The organism is Cobetia sp. 5-25-4-2 (genome assembly GCF_013374075.1).
GTDB lineage: Bacteria > Pseudomonadota > Gammaproteobacteria > Pseudomonadales > Halomonadaceae > Cobetia > Cobetia marina.
This window is the reverse complement of sequence record NZ_BLWK01000011.1, coordinates 87,917-106,536: the sequence shown is the minus strand read 5'-3', so window position 1 is coordinate 106,536 and position 18,620 is coordinate 87,917. Positions and strand designations below refer to the sequence as shown.

The 18,620-nt window shown below is 64.9% G+C and carries 8 protein-coding genes; 5 read left to right on the top strand and 3 right to left on the bottom strand.

From position 1 onward, the window contains the following. From HXS65_RS17025 to HXS65_RS17015, 3 genes are all read right to left on the bottom strand, one after another. Positions 1 to 298, bottom strand: a 298-nt coding sequence (locus HXS65_RS17025; protein ID WP_176494486.1) for a phosphoadenosine phosphosulfate reductase family protein, incomplete at its 3' end; no start/stop codon positions are given. Between the two features lie 156 nt (positions 299 to 454). After that, positions 455 to 1,294 (bottom strand): 3'(2'),5'-bisphosphate nucleotidase CysQ, encoded by an 840-nt coding sequence (gene cysQ / locus HXS65_RS17020; RefSeq protein WP_176494485.1) that lies wholly within the window; start codon positions 1,292 to 1,294, stop codon positions 455 to 457. Between the two features lie 186 nt (positions 1,295 to 1,480). Beyond that, positions 1,481 to 3,259, bottom strand: coding sequence for an SLC13 family permease (locus tag HXS65_RS17015; RefSeq protein WP_255304546.1), 1,779 nt, complete (start codon positions 3,257 to 3,259; stop codon positions 1,481 to 1,483). Between the two features lie 769 nt (positions 3,260 to 4,028). Between HXS65_RS17015 and HXS65_RS17010 the strand changes: the two genes are divergently transcribed. From HXS65_RS17010 to HXS65_RS16990, 5 genes are all read left to right on the top strand, one after another. Further along, a complete protein-coding gene (locus HXS65_RS17010) occupies positions 4,029 to 6,002 on the top strand; it encodes a capsular polysaccharide biosynthesis protein (protein WP_308483189.1) in 1,974 nt (657 codons plus the stop codon). A 3-nt stretch (positions 6,003 to 6,005) separates the two neighbouring features. After that, on the top strand, positions 6,006 to 7,430 hold the full coding sequence (locus HXS65_RS17005; protein ID WP_255304545.1) for a capsule biosynthesis protein: 1,425 nt from the start codon (positions 6,006 to 6,008) through the stop codon (positions 7,428 to 7,430). Positions 7,431 to 7,627: 197 nt separating this feature from the next. After that, on the top strand, positions 7,628 to 8,521 hold the full coding sequence (locus tag HXS65_RS17000) for an SDR family oxidoreductase (protein ID WP_255304544.1): 894 nt from the start codon (positions 7,628 to 7,630) through the stop codon (positions 8,519 to 8,521). A gap of 126 nt (positions 8,522 to 8,647) precedes the next feature. Next, positions 8,648 to 10,399 carry an LTA synthase family protein gene (locus tag HXS65_RS16995; RefSeq protein ID WP_176494482.1) on the top strand — a complete coding sequence of 584 codons (1,752 nt, stop codon included), beginning with the start codon at positions 8,648 to 8,650 and terminating at the stop codon, positions 10,397 to 10,399. After that, positions 10,396 to 18,525 carry a type I polyketide synthase gene (locus HXS65_RS16990; RefSeq protein ID WP_176494481.1) on the top strand — a complete coding sequence of 2,710 codons (8,130 nt, stop codon included), beginning with the start codon at positions 10,396 to 10,398 and terminating at the stop codon, positions 18,523 to 18,525. The genes HXS65_RS16995 and HXS65_RS16990 overlap by 4 nt, the downstream gene beginning before the upstream one ends. Positions 18,526 to 18,620 lie beyond the last annotated feature (95 nt).

The window sequence follows — 18,620 nt, the reverse complement described above, 5'->3', positions numbered from 1 at the left end:
CGATCAGTTCCATGCCGACTTCCGCGGCCATCTCATCGCGGAACTTGATCATCTCCTGGAATTTCCAGGTGGTGTTGACGTGCATCAGGGGGAACGGCGGCACGCCCGGCGCGAAGGCCTTGCGCGCCAGGTGCAGCATCACGGCGGAGTCCTTGCCGATGGAGTAGAGCATGACCGGATTGGAGAACTCGGCCGCCACTTCACGAATGATGTGGATGGACTCGGCCTCGAGCTGCTTGAGGTGGGTCTGACGTTCCGGTGTGATACCGAGTTTTTCAGCCGTGGACGATGCTGTCATTACAGATTCCTTGAGATCACTCTGCTAGTTGTTCCTGCCCTCTTCACTCGCAGACGAAGCCGCACATCCTGAAGAAGACCACGTATCCTTGACATCAGACTGACATGTACAGACGTCAGTCCTGTGACGCCGTGGCGCATCCCACGCAGTCGGGCATCACGCCCAGGGGGCTGCCGGTCTGGCGCACACGATGAAATAGGGATTCAGCACGCTATCGTGCTGGTTGTAGCGCAGCGCCTGGCGGGTCTCGGCATTGAGCACCTGACCACCGGCAGCCTCGACGACGGCATGTGCCGCGCCGGTATCCCACTCACAGGTCGGGCCGAGGCGCGGGTAAAGATCTGCCGCCCCTTCCGCCACCAGGCACAGCTTCAGTGAGCTGCCCATGGCGACGATGTCACAGGCATGGAAATCGGCGACGAAGGCCTTGAAATCATCGCTCTGGTGGGAGCGGCTGCCGACGATGCGCCAGCTGTCCTGCTCACCGGGCACATGAGCGACGGAAATCGCCTGACGCTCGCCCTCGCCGACCTGCTTCTCGGCGATGGACGCCTGGCCCTCACTCTGCTGGGCACCCACATAAAGCGTCTCGATGGCCGGCGCATAGACGACGCCCATCGTCGGCACGCCCTGCTCGATCAGCGCGATATTGACGGTGAATTCGCCATTGCGCTTGATGAATTCCTTGGTGCCATCCAGCGGGTCCACCAGCCAGTAACGCGACCACTCGCTGCGCACGTCCCAGCGGATGTCGGCATCTTCCTCGGACAGGATCGGCGTGGCGCCGAACTCAGCCTCCATCTCCTTGAGGCCCTCGACGATGACGGCATGTGCCGCACGGTCTGCCGTGGTCAGCGGGGAGTCATCCGCCTTCATGTCGACAGTGAAGTCGCCACTCTCATAGATGTCCATGATGGCGGCGCCGGCCTTGCGAGCAATCGACTCGAGCGCGGTCAACATCGCGCGTGTGGTACTTGCCGCAGTCGTGTCTGTCATGTGCCTTCCTGTGCGTATTGATGTCTTGTACTGAGGTGGATTGTGTCGCTGATGGCTGAGGTGATACGCGCCTGTGCCGCCATCGGCGTTCTATTGTTTCGGCCATGTCCTGCCAGCGGCGCCACATCGCCTCGCCTGATGCAGAGGCAAGAAACCTGCCATCACCGGCTTTCCCGGGTCCCCAGTCTAACCAGTGAATGGCCAGATCACGGGAATCAGGACGACGGATGTCACCCCGACGATGAGGCTCATCGGCAGCCCGACCTTCATGTAATCCGAGACCTTGTAGCCACCGGGCCCCATCACCATCAGATTGGTCTGATAACCCAGAGGTGTGAGGAAACTGGCTGAGGCAGCAAACATGATGGCAATCGCATAGGGCATCAGGGAGACGCCCATCTGCTCACTCACCGCCATGGCGATCGGGAACATGAGCACGGCGGCGGCATTGTTGGTGATGATCTCGGTGAAAAGCGTCGTGGTGAGATAGACCAGCACCAGCATCAGGAAGGGAGAACCACCGCCGAACTGCATCAACTGGTCAGCCACGATCTGGGCTGCACCACTATCGGTCATGGCCTGGCCCAGCGCGAGGGCGGCGGCGATCACGACCAGCACGCTGCCATCGATGCTGGCACGCGCCTGGGCGGCAGGCAGGCAGCCGGTGAAGACCATCAGAATGGCGGCGGCGACAGCGGCCTCGACGAGTTCGACCATGCCGGCCAGATGCGTGACGATCATCAGGCTCATGATGGCAAGCGCGATGGGCGCCTTGGTCAGGTTGGGCATGCCGTTGCCGTCCAGGGTGCTGACCAGCAGGAATTCGCGATTGTAACGGTGCAGGCGCGTGAAATCGGCCGCGGCTTCCAGCAACAGGGTGTCCCCGGGGCGCAGCACGATGTCCCCGACCTTGCTGTTGATGCGCTCACCGTCCCGCGAGACGGCCAGCACCACGGAGTGATAGCGGGTACGAAAACGTGCTTCCTTGATGCTCATCCCGACCACCGGTGAGCTGGGCGCGATGACGGCTTCGACCATGCGGCGCTGGTGGTGGTCGAGATCCAGCCCGGCCGCATCGCTCTCGAGCCCGCGGAAGGCGCGGACTTCATGGGCGGTATCCGCCACACCGACGAAGATGAGGCGATCGCCTGACTGCAGGATGGTGTCAGGCCCGACCATGGACAGCAGCTTGCCGGAGCGTTCGATCTCGGCCAGATAGCCGTACTGCAGACTGCGAAGCCCCGCCTCTTCGATGCTCTTGTCGTGCAGTGGACCCTTGTCGGCGACACGCATGGCCACGGAGTATTCGCGACCATTGCCGAGCTGCTCGACCAGCCCCTTGCGCTGCGGCAGGAAGCGCCAGCCCACCAGCACCATCCAGAGCGTGCCCGCGATGAGCACCGGGATCCCCAGCGCCGTGATGTCGAAGATGCCAAGTCCGGGCTGCTTGGCCTGTGACTGCAGCAGGCCATCCACCACCAGATTGGTACTGGTGCCGATCAAGGTACAGGTGCCGCCGAGAATGGCGGCGTAGCTCATCGGCATCAGCAGACGGGAGGGAGAGATCTTCATGCGCGCGCACCAGCCCTGAACGAGACCGATGAACAGTGCGACCACGGGAGTATTGTTGAGGAAGGCACTCAACAGCGAGGTGATCGGCATCAGGCGTGCCAATGCGGAAGACGGTGAGGTGGGACGCCCGAGCAGACGCTCCAGCATCCAGCGCAGCGCGCCGGTCTCCTGGACCCCGGCCGCCACCACGAAGAGTGCGCCGATGGTCATGATCCCCGGATTGGCGAAGCCGGACAGGAAGGTGGTAGGAGAAATGACACCCAGCAGGATCAGCAGCACGGCGGCTGCCATCATCAGCCACTCAGCGGGCCAACGGTTCCAGATCAGTCCTGCCAGCACACCTATCGTGACGACGAGTGTAATGACAGCATCCATATGCTGCGCAATATCCATCTACAGATGTTCCCTTGGCATCCTGCCGCTTCTCGTTTCTGCTCAGCGCGTTCATTCGTGAGGTGCATGACCCACCGAGCTTGGCGAGGAGATATTCTCTATCGAAGCGGGACACATTAGCAGCAAACCTCATGCCACTAAAGCATGCAGTTAATAAGACTGACTTGAGGCAAAACGCTCAGACTAATCATTTGCCTGCTACCAGTTTCACCCACGAAGACTTTGATTGAATTCATTCGTCACTTTGCGTACTTTCCCTATTTGCGGACTCTGCGTCAACGGTAATGCCGCAAGAGCGGCAAGGACGTCGCCATCACCACGAGTGAGTAGTCACTTTTTTTCAGTGCAACGGATATCTTGCATGCTGGGCGCAATCAAAAAACACGGATGGTGGCTTTTCATGCAGTCTCGCTGCGCCTTTCTCGCTGACTCCCCGAATCGCCGGCCCCCCCCGACATGCGGGGCCTCCCGGCGGACACTGTGCTTCTCGCGTGGAATCCTGCGCCAGCCTCACCTTGAGGCTTTCATTCCGGAGCTGTTGCCACTGAAGAAGGCCGGTGTCTCGGCATCTCTCGGTGCGACATGCCGTGCGCCTGCATGCTACCACCCCTCGTGTCGCCCGAAAAACGCTGCTGCCACCCCACCTGCGACCGGCAAAAATGTAAGAAAATCACCACTTTTTGCATGTTTACCTCGCCAGGAAACAACGCCTATCAAGGCCACTTCTTCCCCTTCGATATTCGGCTTTAGTAGTACAAAAAATGCTAATATATGCAGTATTTTCCGCACTGAATCCAGCGCTGTCGTCGGATGGGGACACAAGGCAACGGCGGCTCAGGCGCGCGCGTATGCCCGGCGACATGCGCTGCCCTATATCGCATTGGAAGATGGCTTCGTGCGCTCACTCACGCTGGCAAGTGCAGGCTACCCCGCCATGTCGATGGTGGTGGATCATCAGGGCATCTATTACGACGCCCGCCAGCCGAGTGACCTGGAGCAGCTGATTCTTGAGGCGCCTGAGCGTCAGGACGAGGCGCTTCTGATGCGTGCCCGCACTGCCATGCAGCGTCTGCGCCACCAGCGCCTGAGCAAGTACAACCATGCGCCGGAGCGACAGCTGCCCGCCAGAACGAAGGCGCGGCGTGTGCTGGTGGTAGACCAGACATCTGGCGATGCCTCGATAGAAGGCGGCATGGCCACGCAGGCGACCTTTCTCGCCATGTTGAGAGAAGCCTGCGCCGAGCCGGAGGCCGAGGTGTGGGTGAAGACGCATCCGGATGTGATCGCCGGCAAGAAGCAGGGCTATCTGGTGGAAGAGGCGCGCCGACTGGGGTGTACCCTGCTCAGCGACGACATCAATCCCTGGTCACTGTTCGAGCAGGTGGACGCCGTGCATGTGGTGACCAGCCAGCTGGGCTTCGAGGCACTGCTGGCCGGCCTGCCGGTGACCTGTCATGGCCTGCCCTTCTATGCCGGCTGGGGGCTGACCGAGGATCGCCAGGCGTGCGAGCGCCGCGGCGAATCACGCCGTCTGGAACAGGTCTTCGCCGCGGCGTACCTCGAGTATTCACGCTATGCCAACCCCTACACCGGGGAGCGCGCTTCGCTGGAGGAGGTGCTTCAGCTGCTGGTAGACCAGAAACGTCAGAGTGAGCATCTGACAGGCCACTGGATCGCGCCTGGCTACTCGCGCTGGAAGCGTGGATTCCTGCCGGCATTTCTCGGCCCCTGGGCTAGATGCGATTTCACTCGCCGTGAGTCTCAAGCGCTGGAGACGCTCACCCATGGCACTCCCGAGAATGCTCCGCTGCGCGTTCTCAGCTGGGCCGGCAGGACCACTCAGGATTTCGCCCGATCCGTCGAGCGTCTGGGCGGAGAGATCTGGCGCATCGAAGACGGCTTCCTGCGCTCGGTCGGTCTGGGGGTGGATCTCACCCGCCCCCTGTCGCTGATCGTCGACGACAAGGCGATGCATTTCGATGCCCAGCGTGCCAGCACGCTGGAGGACCGGCTTGAGCACCACGAGCTTGACGACGCTGAACTTGCGCGGGCGCGTCGTCTTCGGGAGCGCATCATTGCGCTGGGACTGAGCAAGTACAATGCAGAACATGACGCCCTGCCGGACCTGCGGGCCCTGGCCGGCGAGCGCGAGATCGTGCTGGTGGTCGGCCAGGTGGAGTCGGACGCCTCGATCCGTCATGCCTGCCCGGGCATCAAGACCCACCGTGAGCTGCTGGAAGCGGCGCGGGAATTGCATCCTGATGCCTACATGATCTACAAACCGCACCCTGACGTTGTCTCTGGTGGTCGGCGCGGGGAGATGTCCGGCGAGAACACGCCAGAGGACCTGGTGTTGACCTCAGGCGATATCTGCCAGCTGCTCGAACAGGTCGATCATGTCCACACGCTGTGTTCCCTGGCGGGCTTCGAGGCACTGTTGCGCGGCGTGGAAGTCACGACCCACGGGCTGCCGTTCTATGCCGGCTGGGGGCTGACCCATGATCGCGTCAGCTGTGAACGTCGCACACGGCGCCTGAGTCTTGATGCGCTGGTGGCGGGTGCCCTGATCGAATACCCGCTGTACGTGGACCCGGTGTACGGGCATCACTGCAACGCCGAGACGGTTGTCACGATTCTGGAACAACAACGCACCATGCTGAGAAATGGCACCCGCAAGATCACCCTGCCTTGGAAAACAAGGCTCTACCGCGGCTATCGTGCGCTATTCATTGGAAGGCACTGACCTATGCAACAAGGAAGTCTGGCGTTGCCGAATCATCATTCTCCCCTGTCGGGCGGCTCTGAAGCGCGCGGCCTGGCATCGCTGCAGCCGCTGTTCAAGCTGTCGGAAGATATCGGGGTGATGCATCCGACCACGCAAGACGCGCCTTCCTCTCTGCTGCCCCCCCCACCTGTCGCGCGTCGCATTCCCGGTGGTGGACAGCGGCGTGTCTTCCTGCTGTTGCAAGGGGTCTGCTCGCCCTTCTTCCTGCATCTTGCCCACAAGCTGAAGCAAGACGGGCACGAGGTCATCAAGGTCAACTTCAACAGTGGTGACAGCTTCTACTGGCGCCACGACAAGGCCTACGCCTATCGCGGCCGGAGTGAAGACCTCGGCGAGTGGATCGCCGAGCTGTGGCGCAGGCACCACGTCACGGATCAGGTGCTGTTCGGCGATCGTCGTCCCGTGCATCGGGATGCCGTGCTCAAGGCGGAATACTTCGGGATTCGCACCCATGTCTTCGAGGAAGGCTACTTCCGCCCCTTCTGGGTGACGCTGGAGCGCGAGGGGGTCAATGGCCACTCCCTGCTGCCGCGTGACCCCGACTGGTTCCGTAAGGCGGGCAGGCAACTGGACGACGCGCCCACGCCGCAGCGCTTCAAGGCCTCCTTCTGGGAGCGCGCCCGTCATGACATGACCTATCATCTGGCCGGTGCCGCCAATCCGCTGCTGTTCCCGCGCTATCGTCCGCACAGCATCAATGCCGCGGAGGAATACTGCGGCTATGCCACGCGCCTGCCGTTGATGCGCTGGTACAAGCGGCGGGATGCCGGGCGCATCGAACAGCTGATGAACAGTGGCGCGCCCTTCTACCTGCTGCCGCTGCAGCTCAATACCGATGCCCAGATCCGTCATCATTCGCGCTTTTCCAACATGCAGGAAGTCATCCAGCGGGTGATGAAGAGCTTTGCCCTGAACGCTCCGCGCGGGGCGCGCCTGGTGATCAAGAACCACCCACTCGACATGGGTCTGGTGGATTACCCGAAGCTGATCCGAGAGCTCGAGCGCCGCTATGACGTGATCGGCCGCATCGTCTATCTGGAAAGCGGCAATCTCGAGAAGCTGCTGCAGCATGCCAAAGGCATGATCACCGTCAACAGCACCACCGGCAATGTCGCGCTTCAGTATCGCTGCCCGACCTACTGCATGGGCGACCCGATCTTCAACCTGCCCGGCCTGACCTTCCAGGGCGGCCTGCACGAGTTCTGGACTCAGGGCGAGAAGCCGGACACCACGCTGTTTCGCAGCTTCCGCAACACCGTCATCCATACCGTGCAGCTCAATGGCGGCTTCTACTGCAAGCCGGGCATGCAGCTCGCGGTGACGGGAGCCTCGAAGATACTGTGTGCCGAGCGCTCGCCGCTGGAGCAGATGTTGAGTCGCTGCTGATCCTGCCTCCGGGCCGAACATCGAGATCGTCGTTGGCAGGGATGCCACCGTCGATCATGAGAGCGCCATCAGGCGCCTTGCAGAGCAGGAACCCCCGAAGGCAGGCCGTATGTCTGCCCCTGGGCCACAAGAAGAACGACCATGAACAACGCAAGGGAACTGCCGACCGTGAGTGTCGGGATTCAAGGGAGACGATCATGACGGCAATGCCCCCGCAGCAGCCTGACACCCAGGCACCGTCCGCACGGGATGACGCAACGACCACCGAGCAGCGTGAAGGAAAGCAAGCTCCGGATGGCGCACCGCAGCAGAATTCGCGTTCCGCCACTGCCCTGCGCCGCGTGCTGATCACGGGCGCGACCGGCGAGATAGGCGGTGCGCTCGCGCGCGCCTATGCCGCCCGGGGCACCACGCTGATCCTCACCGGTCGCAAGCAGCGCAAGCTGGATGCCATTGCCGGCGAATGTCGCGCACTGGGTGCCGAGGTGGAGTGCACGGTACTCAACCTGTGCGATGAAGAGACACTCTTCACCTGGCTGGATGAGGTCTGCGCACAGGGAGTGCCGGACATCGCCATCGCCAATGCCGGTATGAACACCGACATCGGCCCCCAGGGCAATGGCGAGCGCTGGGAAGACGCGCGTCGCCTGCTGCAGACCAACGTGGTGGGCACCTTCGGCATGGCGCATCATCTGGCCATGGCGATGAAGGCGCGGGGCAGCGGCCAGCTGGTGCTGCTCAGCTCGCTTGCCGCCTGGCACGGCCTGGCACTCACGCCGAGTTACAGCGGCAGCAAGGCGGCGGTGAAGGCCTACGGGGAAGGACTGAGAAGCTGGCTGAAGCCGTTCGGGGTCGGCGTGACGGTGGTGATGCCCGGCTATGTCACCTCCCCGATGTGCGAAGCGATGCCGGGCCCCAAACCCTTCGAGATGCCCGCCGAGCAAGCCGCACGCCGCATTCTCAAGGGTGCGGCACGCAACCGGGCCCGCATCAGCTTCCCCTTCCCGCTCAATTTCGGCTGCTGGTGGCTCAGCGTGCTGCCAGCCGGTATCTCACAGCGTCTGCTGGGATGGTTCAATTACACTCACTGAATGGCTGCCTCACCCCACCCTGTCCGTCGCATGCCAGGCATCGCGGGCAGGGTTCCAGACGGTCGCGATCTGCGCCAGAACATTACACCGCTGCTGCCGTGGCAGCGCTAACGAGGTCGGCATTACATGGAGTTTGTCATTGCGTTCGTGTCTTTCATGGTCTGGCCGCTGCTGGCAGGGCTGCTGGTCACGCTGGTGCTGGAGCATCTGATCCTGCGCCAGATGGACTCGGCACCGGTGGTCTTCTGGCGCCGGTCCTGGAGCGCCCAGCTCGCCCATGTGGGGTATTGGTGCGCGAGCTGGGCGCTCTGCACCCTGATCACGCAACGCCCGTGGTTTTCCGTGGTGGTCGTCAATGCCCTGTGGCTGGTGGTGCTGCAGGTCAGTCACACCAAATACGTCTCGCTGCGTGAGCCTTTCCTGAGCCAGGACTTCGAGTATTTCACCGACGCCATCAAGCATCCCCGGCTTTATATCCCCTTCTTTGGCATCGGCCTGACGATTGCCGCCCTCTGCGCCGGCGCACTGGCGATCGGGACGGGTCTGTGGCTGGAACCCGCGCTGGGGTTCTCTGCGCGCTACGCCGATGACACCAGCGCCTGGCTGGTGCCGCTGGTCGCCCTGCTGCTGGCGAGCGGCGCCATGACCTATGCGCTCGGCAATCGACTGACTCGAGACATCATGCTGTTCCCGGAATATGACCTGCGTGAGCGCGGCATGGTCGCCTATCTGTTGGCATACGCTCGCCTGGCCCGTCGTCCGCTGATGCCGGATCACGATCCCCTGCAGGCGGCTGGGCAGACGGCGCGTGAGGCGCTGGAGGCGATCGGCAACGAAGCTGCACCAGGCTGTCTGCCCCACGTGGTGAGCGTTCAGAGCGAATCCTTCTTCGATGCCCGCCGCGTCTACCCCAAGGTGCGCGATGACCTGCTGCCGAATCTGGACCGCTGTCACTTCACCGCCCTGTCTCAGGGGCTGCCCTGCGGACGACTGGCCGTACCGGCCTGGGGCGCCAATACCGTGCGCACCGAGACGGCCTTCCTCACCGGCCTGACCGCCGAGCAGCTCGGCGTGCACATGTTCAACCCCTACCACCAGCTGGCCAGGCGTGATGTCTCCAACCTGGCCGCCAGCTACAAGGCGCTGGGCTATCGCACCCTGTGCATCCACCCGTATCCGGGTACCTTCTATCTGCGCAATCAGGTGCTCAAGCGCATGGGCTTCGATGAATTCCTCGACATCGCGCACTTCAGCGATGCCGACAGGTGTGGTCAGTACATCAGCGATGCCGCCGTGGCCGCCAAGGTGGAAGACTGTCTGCTGGCCGCGGGCGATACCCCGTTGTTCATCCAGGTGATCACCATGGAGAATCACGGGCCGCTGCATCTGGAGACATTGGACACGGCTCGCCTGTCGGAGTGGCATGACGGCGATCTGCCGGACAACTGTCAGGAGCTCGGCATCTATCTGCGTCACCTGGTGAACGCCGATGCGATGATCGGCCAGCTGACCACGGCGCTTTCCAGACTGCCGCGCGGCGGGCTGCTGTGTTTCTATGGGGATCACGTACCGATCATGCCCGAGGTCTATGCGACCCTGGGAGAACCCAATGGCGTGACCGATGGTTTCATCTGGTCCAGCGCCCTGCCGGAATCCGACGACACCGCACGCCAGACCATGGCGACCGTGCGCGACGAGGACCCGGAGCTGATGGAGTGGGCCCTCGATTGCGATGGGCCTTTCAAGACTGACGAGCAATGCCGCAAGGGCGACCCGCGCGTCACCAATATCGACACATTAGGAAGTGCGCTGCTGGAGGCGACCGCCCGTCATGCTCGCCACAGCGCCGCGACTCAGAAGTTCAGGAGCCTCTCATGACCCGACGCGTTGCCATCATCGGCGCTGCCAGCCGTTTCCCCGGCACCACTCAGGCCACTCTGTGGGACGACCTCCTGGCCGGCAAGGACATGGTGACCGAAGTCGCCGATGACCGCTGGAGCAAGGACTCCCTCCTGCACCCGGACAAGAAGGCACCGGGGATGAGCTACAGCTTCGCCGCTGGCTCGCTGGGCGACATCTCGGGCTTTGACCCGGCGTTCTTCGGCATCAGCCCACGCGAAGCCGCCAACATGGACCCTCAGCAGCGCATGCTGCTGGAGATGAGCTGGGAGGCCATCGAGCACGCCGGCATTCCCGCCGAGAAGATGCGCGGCTCGCGCTGTGGCGTCTTCATGGGCGTGGCGAGTCTCGACTATTCCTATCGCATGGCGGATGACCTGAGCGCCATCGGTCCGAATACCGCCACCGGCAATACCTCCAGCGTGGCCTCCAACCGTCTGTCCTATGCCTTTGACCTGCATGGGCCGAGCCTGTCGCTGGACACCGCCTGTTCCTCGTCGCTGGTCGCCTTCCATCAGGCCTGCCAGTCGATCTGCAGCGGCGAGACCGACATGGCGCTGACCGGCGGCATCAGCCTGCACCTGCACCCTTACGGCTTCCTGATCTTCTCCAAGGCCACCATGCTCTCGAAGACCGGCCGCTGTCAGGTCTTCGATGAGGCGGGCGATGGCTACGCGCGCTCCGAGGGCGGCGGCATCTTCCTGCTCAAGGATCTCGATCAGGCACTCGCCGATGGCGACCGCATCCTCGCCGTCGTCGCCTCCTCGGTGGTCAATACCGATGGCTACAAGTCCGGCCTGACCGTGCCCAACCCCGCCGCGCAGATCCAGCTGATGGAGCGCGCCTGTGAACTGGCCGGCGTGACGCCTGACGAGATCGATTATCTCGAGGCCCACGGCACCGGCACCGCCGTCGGTGACCCACTGGAAACCCGCGCCATCGGTGCCGCCATCGGCCAGAAGCGCTCAAGCCCGCTGCCGATCGGCTCGATCAAGAGCAACATGGGCCACCTGGAGACGGCCTCCGGCGTGGCGGGGCTGGCCAAGGCGCTGGGTGTGATCGCCCACCGCGAGGTGCCGGCCACCATCAAGATCCAGCGTCTGAATCCGAAGATTCGCAGCGAGGAGTGGAATCTCGACATCGTCACCCAGCCGCGCAAGCTCAAGGCCTCCGGCCGTCTGGTGGTCGGGGTCAACTCCTTCGGCTTCGGCGGCGCCAACGCCCATGTGCTGCTGGAAAGTGCCCCCGAACCGGCGGTAGCGCAACCGACGGCTGACGGCGACCAGACGCCGCCGCTGCGCCTGAGCGCCCGCTCCCCCGAGGCCCTCAGACAGATGGCGAGCGAGCTGGCCGAGCACCTGCGCGAGACGCAGGCGCACGATGCCGCCCCGAGCCTCTACGACCTCGCCTGGCATCTGGCGGCCCGCCGTGAGCATCACGTGCACGGCGCGCTGCTGAGTGCCGACAGCCTGGAGCAGCTGATCGAGGACCTCGACACCCTGGGCGGTGAGGCAGCGCTGGGCGATCATCCGCGCATCACCCTGGCGGACCGCCTCGCCCCGCTGCCCGCCGAGAGTGACAACGGTGCCTCGCCGCGCAAGGCGGCCGGCGCGCCCTCCCTCACTCGCGAGCGTGGGCCGGTGTTCGTGTATTCCGGCAATGGCTGTCAGTGGGCCGGCATGGGTCGCACCCTGATGCAGGAATCCGCCAGCGTGCGCGCCTGCCTGACCCGACTGGATGCAGCCTTCCGCGAGTACAATGGCTTCGAGCTGCTCAAGGAACTGGACGGCAGCCTGGCCGAGGACGGCGAGAACCGCCTCGACGCCACCGAGATCGCCCAACCGACCCTGTTCGCCCTGCAGGTGGCGATCACCGAATGGCTGATCGAACGCGGCATCCAGCCGGTGGCCGTCACCGGCCACAGCGTGGGCGAAGTGGCGGCGGCCTGGGCCAGCGGTGCCTTGAGCCTCGAACAGGCGACCCGTGTCATCTTCCAGCGCAGCCACCATCAGGGACGCACCCGCGGCAGCGGCGCGATGATGGCGGTGGGCCTGGGTGAGAGCGAGATGTGCGAGTGGCTGGAACAGCCACAATGGGCCTCGCTGTCACTGGCTGGCATCAACGGCCCGCGCGGCACCACGCTGGCCGGCGACCGCGAACGCCTCGAGGCCCTGAGTGCCGAGCTTTCCGCACAGGGCACCTTCGCCCGCGTGCTGGGGCTCGACTATGCCTTCCACAGCCCGGCGATGGACCCGATCAAGGACGGCCTGCTCGCCTCGCTCGAAGGGCTGACGCCCCGCGCCACCCGCATTCCCTTCCTCTCCACCGTCACCGGCAGCGTGATCGAAGGCGAACGCCTGGACGCCAGCTACTGGTGGGAGAACATCCGTCAGCCGGTGCAGTTCGAGGCCGCCGTCACGCGTCTGGTCAGCTGGCAGTCCGCCAGCGAGTCGGACCTTGGCCGTCATCGTCTGCTGGTCGAGATCGGTGCCCATCCGATTCTGCGCAGCTATCTGAATGATGTCCTCAAGGCGCGCAGTGACGAGGCGCCGGCGGGACAGGTGCTGGCCAGTCTGGAGCGCCGCCATGATGGCCTGGAAGCGCTGGAGCACCTGCGCGGCCGTCTGCTGCTCTCCGGCGCGGTGGATCTCACTCGTCTGTTCCCGGTGGCCGGTCGCTTCGTCGATCTGCCGACCTACCCCTGGCAGCGCACGCCGTGCTGGGTGAAGACCACCAGCGAAGGCCAGCGCCTGCTGGAGCGCCATTACGTGCATCCGCTCCTTGGCTATCGTCTCGCCCAGCAGCAGCTGACCTGGGAGGCGCAGCTCGATACCCGCAAGGTCGCGTGGCTGGCCGATCACCAGGTCGGCGAAAGTGCCGTCTTCCCGGGTGCCGGCTATCTGGAGCAGTGTCTGGCGGCCGCCCACGAATGGCAGGCCGCCAGCGCGGAGGAGGATTCCCTGCCCGACGTGCTGGATCTCGAGGACTTCGAGATTCGCGCCCCGCTGCTGCTCGATGACACCACCCTGCGCCTGACGCGACTATCACTGGACAGCCGCAACGGCGCCATGCGCCTGGAAAGCCGCGAGACCCGCGCCGAAGATGCCGACAAGTGGAATCTTCACGCCGTGGCGCGCGCCTTCACCGCCACACGTGGACGCCTGCTGGAGCGAGCCGCCCCGGTCATGCCGACTCGCGCCGCCGATTTCGGTCGTGATGAGCACGTGGCGGCTGCCGCACAACTCGGCCTGCATTACGGCCCGCACTTCCGCGCCGCCGAGCAGATCTGGGTCGAGCGTGGCAGCGAAGGCGCAGTCAACAGGCACACCGTCGGTGCTACTCCGCATCCGCAGGTGCTGGCGCGCTTCGCGCTGACCCCGGAAATGCTCATGCAGGACGGTGATTTCCACCTGCACCCCGGTGTGCTCGACAGCGCCTTCCAGCTGTTCATCCCGCTGCTGGGCGTGCTCCAGGGCCAGACGGCCGCCAGTGATGGCATGGCCTTCGTGCCGGTGCGGGTCGGCCGTCTGCAGGTGCGTGAGCAGGTACGTGCCTCACAGATCACGACCGCCCGCGTGGTCCTGCGCTCGCGCGGCCCGCATTCGCTGTGTGCCGATTTCGAGCTGTACGATGCTGACGGGCGCGCCGTGGCCGTGGCCGAGGAAGCGCGCTTCCGGGCCGTGCGCCTGGGTCGCGATGGCACGGCCCACCTCGATTTTCTGGATATCGCCCTGACGGCGGCGCCGCATCCGCTGAGTCCGCGCCCTGCCACCGCACTGGCGCTGGAGTCGCTGGTCGCCGAGGCGATGGCGCCCGAGCTTGCCCACAGCGACGACACCACTCATCCGCTGGAAGACAGCCACCGCTTCCGTGATGAGCTGGAGCCGCTGCTCGACAGCCTGATGCTGGCCAGCGTGCACGAGACACTGATGCGCCACGCGGCGCCGGGCGATCCGGCAGCCCCGCATCTGGATCACGAAGCGCTATCTCGCTGGCAGCGCCGTAGCCCGCTGTTCACCCGCGTGCTGCTCGACTGGGCCAGCGCCCAGGGTCTGACCGAATCCCGCGAGAGCGGCGACTGGCAGATTCACCCGCTGGACCTGCCGGCGGCCCGCGACATCTGGCAGCTGCTGGTCCGTGACTATCCGGGGCAGTTCCCGCTGACGCATGCGGCAGGCCGTCTGCATCTGCACCTGGACGAATGGCTCAACCGTGGCATGCCGATGGGCGGCACACCGTTGGATGGCGCCGAGGCAGATTCCGCGGCGGACGTGTTGGATGATACCGAGCAAGCCTCGCCTACCGCTCAAGTCTCCAGCGTGGAGGGCCTCGCCACTGACACCCTCACCCAGGACGCCGAAGCGGCGCTGGCACAGTTGTGCCAGCCGTTGATCCCCACCCTGCTCAAGACCGCCGTCGGCAATGCCGGCTGGCAGTGGCTGAGCGCGCAGCTGGATCAACGCCTCGCCCGCAGCCTGAGTGAACTGCCCGCCGGCCAGCGCCTGTCGGTGCTGGAACTCGGTGCCGGTGGCCCGTGGCTGGGACAGCGACTGGAAGCACTGCGTCTCGCCGACCAGCGTGAGCCGTCTTTCGATGCGCTGGATTACACCTTCCTCGCCGCCAGCCAGAGTGCGCTCGGCGAGGCCCAGCGCCTGCAGGAAGACCTGCCGCTGATCGATGTCACCACCAGCGAGGGCTGGGAAAGCCCCCAGGCGCCGGTACAGGTCGCCATCGTGCATCTGGACATGGAAGCGCCGTCTCAGGCCCGCGAGCTGCTCAGTCAGCTGGTGCAGCGCCTGGCCCCCGGCGCAGAGGTCCTGCTGTGTGGCTGCGAGCCTGCCGCCTGGAGCGGCCCGATACTGGCACTGGATGATGGCGAGCAGCTGCGCAGTCATCCGGGCATGGTCCAGTGGCAGCGTCTGCTCGGCCAGCTTGGCCTGAGCCTGCCGGCGACGGATACCAGCGCGGCGCCGATGTCCGGTGCCTGGTGGCTGGCCGCGAGCAAGGCGATGGCCGAGGACTCCGCTCAGTCAGATGCGCCACAGACGTCTCTGAAGATCGCGCTGCTGGATACCCCACAGGCGGCTGCGGACCAGGCGCTGATCTCGTCACTGTCGCAATCCCTGGAGGCGCGTGGCCATCAGGTGGCGCACGTGACGCTGCCGCTGCAAGACACCCCGGAGGCGCTGTTCGCTCGCTTCTCGAGCGTCGATCATCTGGTCGCGCTGCCGGCCAAGGCCAGCGACGCCGCTGCCGCCAACGCCCGGCAATGTGCCCGCCAGCAGCTGCTCACCAAGATCACCCAGGCCTTCGAGGCGGCGCAGGAAGAGGATGACAGTCTGGTGGCGCCGACCCTGTGGGTGCTCACGCATGATGTGGCCGCCATGTGGCAGTCGCCGCCCTCGGGGGATGCGACTGCCACCGAGGCGCCTGCCGATGCCGCCAGCTGGGGCTTTGCGCGCAGCCTGGCCAACGAGAGCCAGTCACTGGATATCCGCCTGTTGGACACGCCGACGCTGGGAAGCGACGCCGTCAGCACGTCAGCCTTGATCAACGCGCTGGTACAGGAAGTCGAAGCTCCGGATCACGAGCAGGAAGTCGTGCTGGATGCCAATGGCGCCCGCTTCGCGACGCGCCTGCGTCAGGTGACAGCCCCTGCACAGGCAAGGCTTGCGATGGCCGCCGAGCAGGCATCCCACGAGACGGCGGCAGGCCAGAGCGAGACAGCCAGGCAGGATCGCCGCAGCGTGAGTCTGGGCTTCAGTCAGCCGGGCCAGCTGCGCAATCTCGAGTGGCAGCCGCGTCACCTCCCCGAGGTGGCACGCGGTGACGTCGAGGTACGTGTCGAGGCCACCGGCCTCAACTTCCGCGACGTGATGTACACCCTGGGGCTGCTGTCGGATGAAGCCATCGAGCACGGCTTCTCCGGCCCGAGCCTGGGGCTCGAATTCTCCGGTATGGTGACACGTGCCGGTGACAACGCCGAATTCGCGGTCGGTGAGCGGGTGGTCGGCTTCGGCCCCGCCAGCTTCTCGGACCGCCTGGTGATCGCGGATACCGCGCTGGCCCGCGTGCCTCAGGGCGTCAGTCTGGAAGCGGCAGCGACCATCCCGACCACCTTCTTCACCGTCTACTACGCCCTCAAGCATCTGGCGCGTCTGGAAGCCGGCGAGAAGGTGCTGATCCACGGGGCTGCCGGGGGGGTGGGCATCGCGGCGCTGCAGATCGCCGAGTGGCTGGGCGCCGAGGTGTTCGCCACCGTCGGTTCGCCCGCCAAGCGTGACTTCCTGGCGCTGATGGGCATCGAGAACGTCTATGACTCGCGCAGCCACGGCTTCGCGGAGGACATCCTGGCCGATCTCGCCGCCCGCCAGCAGCGCGATCCGAGCGTGGATGCACGCGGTGTCGACGTGGTGCTCAACTCGCTGGCCGGTGAGGCCATCGTCCAGAATCTGCGCGTGCTCAAGCCCTTCGGGCGCTTCTGTGAGCTGGGCAAGCGTGACTTCTACGAGAACACCCCGATGGGGCTGCGTCCGTTCCGCAACAACCTGAGCTATTTCGGTATCGACTCCGATCAGCTGATGAAGGAATGCCCGGGCCTGACCACGCGTCTGTTCCGCGAAATGATGGCGCTGTTCGAGGATGGCACCCTCGCACCGCTGCCCTACACCACCTTCGATGCCAGCCAGGTGGTGGAAGCCTTCCGCTACATGCAGCAGGCCCGCCAGATCGGCAAGGTGGTGGTCACCCAGCGCTCCCTCGCAGCACCGCTGAGCGAGGCGCAATCTGCTCTCGCCGGTTCCGGGACTTCTGGCATGACCGCCGGCGGCTTGGCGGCGCACTCCGGCGAGCTGAGTCTCGACCCGGCGGCCAGCTATCTGGTCACCGGCGGTCTCGGGGGCTTCGGACTGCGCAGCGCCGAGTGGCTGGCCGCACAAGGCGCCCGTGAACTGGTGTTGCTGGGGCGCTCCGGCGCTGCCAGTGACGAGGCTCAGGCAGGTGTCGCGCGTCTCGAGGCACAAGGCGTGCGCGTGCATGCGCTGGCCTGCGATGTCGCCGATGAAGCGGCGCTCACGGCCGTGTTCTCACGCTTCGTCACGTCGGCGGATGCCAGTGAGGCGAAAGATGCCATCGCGCCGCTCAAGGGCATCATCCATGCCGCGGCGGTGATCGACGATGCGCTGATCCGCCATCTGGACGCCGAGCGCATCCAGCGAGTGATGACCCCGAAACTCGAGGGCGCACGCCTGCTGGATCGTTTGAGTGCCGAGCATGCGCTGGACTTCTTCGTGCTCTACTCCTCGGCGACCACGCTGTTCGGCAACCCCGGTCAGAGTGTCTACGTGGCGGCCAATCACTGGCTGGAAGGGCTCGCCGCCAATCGTCGTGCGCGTGGCCTGCCGGCCACCTGTGCCCGCTGGGGGGCGATCGAGGATGCCGGCTTCCTGGCGCGCAACGAGAAGACTCGCGAAGCGCTCAAGAATCGTCTGGGCGGCGATGCGCTGATGGCGGATCACGCCCTGGCCTGTCTCGGCGAGATGATCGTGACGGATCAGCAGGCGCTGGCACTCGGCCAGCCGGGTCGCTCGCTGGGCGTGCTGGAGCTGGAATGGGGAGCGCTGGCGCGCTTCCTGCCCACGGCCGCGACACCGCGCTTTGACGAGATCGCACGGCGCGCCGGAGACGATGACGGCAGTCAGGCGCAGCAGGACGATATCGCCGCGGCCCTGGCGGGCTTGAGCGGTGAGGCGTTGCAGACCGCCATCGTCGAGATCCTCAAGGGCGAGCTGAGCAAGATTCTGCTGATCGACGTGGCCGCCATCGACGTCAACAAGAGCGTCTATGACATGGGCTTCGACTCGCTGATGGGGGTCGAGCTGATGACGGCGGTGGAGGCGCGTCTGGGCATCAGCATTCCGGTGATGATGATCAGCGAGGCTGCCACCCTGTGGCGTCTGGCAGAGCGTCTGATGCACAAGATGAGCGCGGCCGATGGCGAGGACGCCGAGAGCAGCAGTGAAGATCAGGCCATGGCGCAGCTGGTCAAACAGCACGGTGGCGATGCCATTCCCCAGGGTGAGCGCGGCGAGATGGTCAGCAAGTAGCCGCCGGGAGGATGAGACGCGGGCGACGGCGGCAGGACGGTGACGGCGAGGCGAGACTGGCGCCGGCTCCCGTCTTGCCGTAACGTCCCAGTCAT

Excerpts from the sequence above, each read along its gene's own strand:
- HXS65_RS16990 (WP_176494481.1), top strand. The coding sequence starts at position 10,396 with ATGACCCGACGCGTTGCCATCATCGGCGCTGCCAGCCGTTTCCCCGGC.
- HXS65_RS17015 (WP_255304546.1), bottom strand. The coding sequence starts at position 3,259 with ATGGATATTGCGCAGCATATGGATGCTGTCATTACACTCGTCGTCACG.
- HXS65_RS17005 (WP_255304545.1), top strand. The coding sequence starts at position 6,006 with ATGCAACAAGGAAGTCTGGCGTTGCCGAATCATCATTCTCCCCTGTCG.
- cysQ (WP_176494485.1), bottom strand. The coding sequence starts at position 1,294 with ATGACAGACACGACTGCGGCAAGTACCACACGCGCGATGTTGACCGCG.
- HXS65_RS17000 (WP_255304544.1), top strand. The coding sequence starts at position 7,628 with ATGACGGCAATGCCCCCGCAGCAGCCTGACACCCAGGCACCGTCCGCA.
- HXS65_RS16995 (WP_176494482.1), top strand. The coding sequence starts at position 8,648 with ATGGAGTTTGTCATTGCGTTCGTGTCTTTCATGGTCTGGCCGCTGCTG.